Genomic DNA, 5,885 nt, shown 5'->3' with positions numbered 1-5,885 from the left:
GACCAGAACAACGCCGCCATGGGCGAGCATTTGCGCGGCGCTTGTCCTGCATCTCGGCCTGGGAGTTGGCCGGCAGAAAGCGCCATTCTCACATCGTAGGAGGGCGTGGGAGCGTGCAGGGGCGACCATGTCCGATGGTATTGGGCGCTGCATCGCCGTCATTGGCCGCCCTTATCGCGGTCTGCCCAACGCGGTCTGCTCAAGGGAGCGCTGGCTGATCTGGGGATGCGATGCGCGGTCGGCGACACGGGGCAGTAGGACGCGGAGAAAAGGGCGGCTGCTCTTGTCGGGCGGTGCCCGGGAGACGCCGCAGGCGATAGGCGCGTTCGATGGCTGCGACGGCGTGGCCGGCCAGCAGACACTGGGCTTCGAGCGAAAGGGGCGCAGCGCCCACGAACGCGAGGGTGACACCGGCGTCGCCGCGGCGCTCGAAACGAAGAGTACCCTGGGCGCAGACCGCAAGTCCTGCTTCAAAGTCGCGCGACCAGAGCCCGGGTGTTGTGTGCGAATCCATGCACACTTGTACCGCAAAATGACGAAAGGCTGGTTATGGCGACGACGTTCAAAACCCTAGACATTGGTCGCATGGCGCTTGACCCCGCCAAGGCGTCGCGCGAGAGCGCGGGCGTCACGTACTCGTCCGCCGGATCCGGTGCGCGACATGCCGGGCCGCGCCTTCGGCGCTGCTGATCGCTTTGCCGGCGGCGGCCGCCGCCTGGCGCGCGCCGGCCTGGCGCAAGAGGGTGCGCGCTTCGCGCAGGCGCTCGACAGCGTTGGCGATGGCCTGGCCCTGCTCGGGCGAGGCAGGCGTGATGGGACGCATGGTTGACCTCCTTGGTGGATAAGCTTGTGGTCAGAGCCGGCATAACCGGTGGGTATGCTGTGGGCGCGCGGTGCACATGTCGCGGGATGGCGCAGCGCAGCGCGGCTGCCTAGAGACGGCTGGTGGCCTGCCCCGCGGTGAAGTCGGCGAGCCATTGCTCCATGGTCGGTCTTTCGCTCACCGGCACGAGCGCGGCCGCGTCCTGGAAGCGCAGCAGCTCGGTGGGAGCGGTCCGCAGGATGTCGCCGATCTCGGCCTCGGGCAGCAGCTGCTCGGCACGGATAAAGTCGGTGATCCGCCCCGGACGGGTTCGGGTAGAGCGCCGCCAGAGCCCCTCGACCGTATGGAGACGGGGGGCCGCGCGCGCCTCGATGAGCACGATGAGGCGCAGGCACCAGGCCGGCAGGGCGCGGACCTCATCGGGCTTGATGGCGCCGCAGAAGAATTATGTCGCCATTGAGACGATCCATTCCCTTTGACGGGATAAGGATATTGTCCCATTATCGATCGGGTCGGGGCAATAAAATGGAAACGCCCAGTGTCATGTCGAGGGTTCAGTGCATCTTTTCCCGTTCGATCCTTGGCTCGGCGTCGAGCCTATACTTCTTGATGGGACGATGATCCGGCCTGCGCTTGATGACTCCATAAAGCAGGACGCAATCAAATACTTACCCGAAACAAATCTCCCTTCTCTCCTTCATTCCGACGGAAGCCCCGTTGTAGAAGTCAATTCGTTCATCACGTTCCTGCGATCCGATGGCGTGTCCCTTGCCAGCGCAGGCCACTATGCTCGAGATCTTCAGGTCTTTGCCCGTTACCTGCGGGATGCGCGTTCAAAGTCGTTACTCGACGCATCGAGTGCCGACGTAGGGAAATATCGCAGCCTTCGGCTCGAAGGGCCGGGCGAGCTCCGACTATCGGGATCGTCTTGGAAGCGCACCTCTGCGGCGCTAACGCGGTTCTATCAATGGGCCGCCAGCGAGGACGCAGGACTGATATCAGTTGCGCCGAAAACCAGATTCCGCCGTGATGGCGCGGTTGCCGAAGATACGATCCGCATGATCCCGCTCGAGGATTACGTTCTGTTCCGAGACCAAGGCCTGCTCGGTGGGGGTTACGCGAACGGCATCACTCACCGGCGGAATCCGATGCGCGATGCCGCGTTCGCCGAGCTGCTTGTGACGACAGGGGTTAGGCTCGAAGAAGGCGCAAGCCTTCTGATCGGTGAGCTTCCGACGACGAACGCCCGCGTCTTTCACGGCTGTCGCAGCACCATGATCGACCTGCCCGCCAGAATCACCAAAGGGCGCAAACCTCGATCAGTGCCGTTCCCGAGGCGGGTAGCCAGTAACTTCATCGACGCTTATATTCGCGAGGAGCGGAGCCAGTTGGTCGATCGCTGGCGACGCGCGGGTGGGGTCCGGACCATGCGGCAGCCGCTCATCGGCACGCTTGCAGGCGGGCAACGCGTTTTGATCAAGGGCGAGCGGCGCCCTCGATCACTGGCGACTCTGCGCATCGACGAACGACGCAACCTCCTATTGCTGCCCGGATCGGGCGCACCATTGGAAAGTGCGCAGCCGGCAGCATTGTGGCTGGCGCAGGACGGCCAAGCCCTCACCCCCGCGGCATGGCAGTCGATATTCCGGCGTACCAGCAAGAAGTTGTCGGAGGACATGGGCTGGGACCTACACGTATCGCCCCATACCCTCCGGCATACCTTTGCCGTCTACTGGCTTACACACCTCGTCAAAGCGGAAGTGATGAGGCTCGACGATCGATCTGTCCCGGATCGAACCGAGGAAATCTACATGAAGGTTGTCAGCGACCCCTTGCGCCGGGTCCAGCGATGGCTGGGTCACGCCAGCGTCCTGACCACTGAAAAATATCTCACCTACCTCGATGAAGCCTTCGAAATCGTAGATCAGGCGGCCGAGGCGCTGGACTCTCGTCTGATGGGCTTCTTCTAGCAGTGGGTCGCCCTCGCCTCTCGTTCCGCGATTTACCTCCGCAGCAGGATGAGGAGCCGCGAGCCGACGCGATCGTAGCCTATCATCATCGTGACGGTGTCGGGCGCGAAATGACCTGGTTGCTGCACGAGGTGGGGAACGAAGGCCTGGGTCGCGATCTTGCCTTGTACCTTGGGCCGATGATGAACGAGCTGTTCGCCGGCCTGGCCGTCCCGAGTGTCGAACAGTATCGACAGAGCTGGATCCCGCTCGGGAAACATCTGTCCTCCAGCGGGCGCCTCAACGGGGGGCTTCGCGTGATCACGGCCGCTGACATCGATGCCTGCGACGTTCGGGGTCAATACTCCCGGTTCCGTTGCCTTGTTCACGGCCTTCGCGCGATAGACGAACGAAACCCTGATCTGCTTCGTCCGGATCTGAAGGCGCGGATCAACTTCACGAGCCGGCACAACGGAACGGCATTACGGCCCCGCGAACCGTTGACACCGTTCGTCGCTCGCGTCCTGAAAGACGCCGCTGATCGCAGCGTGGTAGCTACACGCGAAAGGATCTTGTCGGGCCGCGAGCAGATCGAAGCTTTGCGAAACAAGCCGGAGAGGAGCCGCTTTGAGAATGTGTTCCTGAGGGTCGCCGACGGCACGCGCCCCGCTCGAAGCGAGTTCGACATGTTCAAATATCGCAAGGTTGCCATCGCCGCGGCCAGCGATCTTCTCGTTCTGACCCTGCCTGATGCGATCTGCTTCATCATCGCCATCGCGCTCCGGGTCGAAATGCCGATAGAATGCCTGCGGACCCTGCGGCGCGACTGCCTGAAGAACCCCGCGAGAGGGTACGTCTCCATTGAATACACAAAGGGACGAGGCGGCCCCCGCGCGAAGATCAAGCGCGAACGCGTGCGTGATGGTGGAATTAATACGCCCGGCGGACTCGTTCGCCTTGCCCTCGAACTATCCCGACCCGCCGCCGAGCGAATGGCCGATCGAGGGGACCCGAATGCGGATTACCTGTGGGTGGGCTTCGTTGCAGCCGGACTGCCGAGCTGGCGGCGGTTCAGCCTTTCTACCCACAACTTCTATGCCGCGATCAGGAGCCTTGGGCTCGTCGACGAAGCGGGCAAGCCGATAACCAAGATCGTTCCCGCCCGGCTAAGGAAGACGGTGAAGCGGGACAATTACTTGCGCCACACAGGCCACCTTCGGCGCTTCGCGAGCGATCACTCGAAGCCAGTTGCCGCTCGGCATTATGCCGCGGTGGACGGGCTTCGAGAAGAGCATGCACGCTCGGTAGCGGTCGCTGAAGGTCAACTGTTCGACATGGCGATGATGCCGTTGGTCCTGCCACCGAAGGAGGAAGTCAGCGCGCTCGCATCCGGCCTCTCGATCGGAAACCAAAAGCTCGACGCAGGCGCGGTCGCGTCGTTGGTCTCAGGCGATGCCGATACGTTCCTTGGCATGTGTTCCGGCTTTTGGTCGAGCCCTCTTGGGCGGAACGACAACGGCTCCTGCGCCACCGCGTTCACCGGCTGCCTCCATTGCTCGAATGCAGTGTTCACCGCACGAAAACTGCCTGCATTGCTGACCTATCTGACATGGCTAGCTGAACGGCGCGCCGTCATGACGGAAGCGGAGTGGCACGAGCGCTACAGCGCCGACCATAATCGAATTATGGTACAGATACTCCCCGTGTTCGACGCTGGCGATATCGAACAGGCTCGGTCCACGGCGGAAAATGCCGCTGTGGCGCCAGCGCTGCCGCCACATCTTCAGCGGGGCTGAACATGCGTCGGGTTCTGGAACGTGCCGAAGCATCTTGGCGGATTGACCGTTCGGCATTGGTGATTCCGCCCCAGATGGTCGTGAGTGGCCGTGAGCAGCAGAATATCTCTCTGGTCGGGGACGATAAGTGGCTGCTCGAATGTGCCATCGCGCGGCCGACAAAGGCCCATGAAGCCTGTATCTGCTTCGGTCGGATCGCCGATGCTGATGAGCGGGAGCTCATACGAGAATACCTGTTCCTGTCTTTAAACTACGACTCCCGAGACAATGTGCGCGGCCGCCTCGGCGTCCTGAAACCTGGTTCGCTGATGCAGGTCGGCAATATAATCCGGCATTTTCTACAAGAAGTGCGGGAAGCCGGACTTCGACTCCACGAGATCGATCAGCCTTGGCTGGATCAGTGGCTGTCCGCGAAGCGGCACCTCGCACCGGCAACTCTTGTCTACAAGATCCTCTGCGTACGGCGACTTGCGCTCTATACGCCCTCCCTGTCGTTCCGGGGAATCGAGATAGCTCCTTGGGGTAACCGTTCAGCGACTAGGATCGCGGGATACCGGGGTGGCCGAGAAAATGTCACACCGCGAATACCGGAAGCCATTAGCGCGCCGGCGTTGCGGTGGGCCATGTTCTACGTCCATCATGGGATCGACGATCTTATCGCCCGACATCGTATAGCTGGCATCAACATCGCCGCGCGTCGGCAGAGAGTGTCACCGAAACTAAGCGACCAGCGCCTGCGCGCTTATTTGGATGCGCTTGAAGCATCGGGCTCTGGAGTACCGGCGACCCAAGATGGTCGACCCGCGTGGCCAGAAATCTGCAAGGCCAGCGGCCTCGGCGTGGCAGTGCTGAAGGCACGCTCAGCTATGCTCGAGAAGGCAATCTCGCAACTCGGAACCGAGCGCCCAGGCGCAAGCAGTGGTTGGGCCAGCATGCCAGGAACAAACATTGCGTGGCGGTCGCATCTTCCCAGCTTCAGCAGCCGTTATACCTTCATACCGGCGATAGCCGCGTGCTATCTCGTAATCGGCCTATTATCAGGAATGCGCGGCGAGGAAGCGGCCGCGCTCAAGCGTGGTTGCCTCAGACTCATGCGCGACGAACATGGGAAGGTTAAGGGCTACGAACTCGTCGGAAGAATCTTCAAAACCCGTAAAAACGTCGACGGCGCTGAACATCGCTGGACCGTGATAGAGCCTGTTGCCAGGGCCGTATTGGCAGCAATACGGTTGCAGGACTATCTACACAACAGCGCCGATCGAACGGAAGCGCCGCGAGATGATGAGCCCCTGTTCAAACCGGCCTTGATTCGGGGGG

4 protein-coding genes and 1 pseudogene are annotated in these 5,885 nt (G+C 61.9%); 3 read left to right on the top strand and 2 right to left on the bottom strand.

What is annotated here, in order from left to right:
• Positions 1-628 precede the first annotated feature (628 nt).
• Both KAY22_RS23175 and KAY22_RS23170 read right to left on the bottom strand, forming a co-directional pair.
• Positions 629-823, bottom strand: a complete 195-nt coding sequence (locus KAY22_RS23175) for a hypothetical protein (protein ID WP_036529763.1) — start codon at positions 821-823, stop codon at positions 629-631.
• Positions 824-932: 109 nt separating this feature from the next.
• A pseudogene (locus tag KAY22_RS23170) lies at positions 933-1,277 on the bottom strand (hypothetical protein); the annotation flags it as partial.
• 163 nt (positions 1,278-1,440) lie between these two features.
• On the opposite strand from KAY22_RS23170, the gene KAY22_RS23165 reads away from it, so the two are divergent.
• From KAY22_RS23165 to KAY22_RS23155, 3 genes are all read left to right on the top strand, one after another.
• Positions 1,441-2,793 carry a tyrosine-type recombinase/integrase gene (locus tag KAY22_RS23165; RefSeq protein ID WP_037522502.1) on the top strand — a complete coding sequence of 451 codons (1,353 nt, stop codon included), beginning with the start codon at positions 1,441-1,443 and terminating at the stop codon, positions 2,791-2,793.
• Between the two features lie 110 nt (positions 2,794-2,903).
• Complete coding sequence (locus KAY22_RS23160) at positions 2,904-4,568, top strand: hypothetical protein (protein WP_048939653.1); 1,665 nt, start codon at positions 2,904-2,906, stop codon at positions 4,566-4,568.
• 2 nt (positions 4,569-4,570) lie between these two features.
• Positions 4,571-5,885, top strand: a 1,315-nt coding sequence (locus tag KAY22_RS23155) for a hypothetical protein (RefSeq protein WP_296625524.1), incomplete at its 3' end; no start/stop codon positions are given.

The organism is Rhizorhabdus sp. (genome assembly GCF_018006725.1).
Taxonomy (GTDB): Bacteria; Pseudomonadota; Alphaproteobacteria; order Sphingomonadales; family Sphingomonadaceae; genus Rhizorhabdus.
Note: the sequence above shows the minus strand (reverse complement) of the source record. Positions and strands in the feature narration are given on the sequence as shown.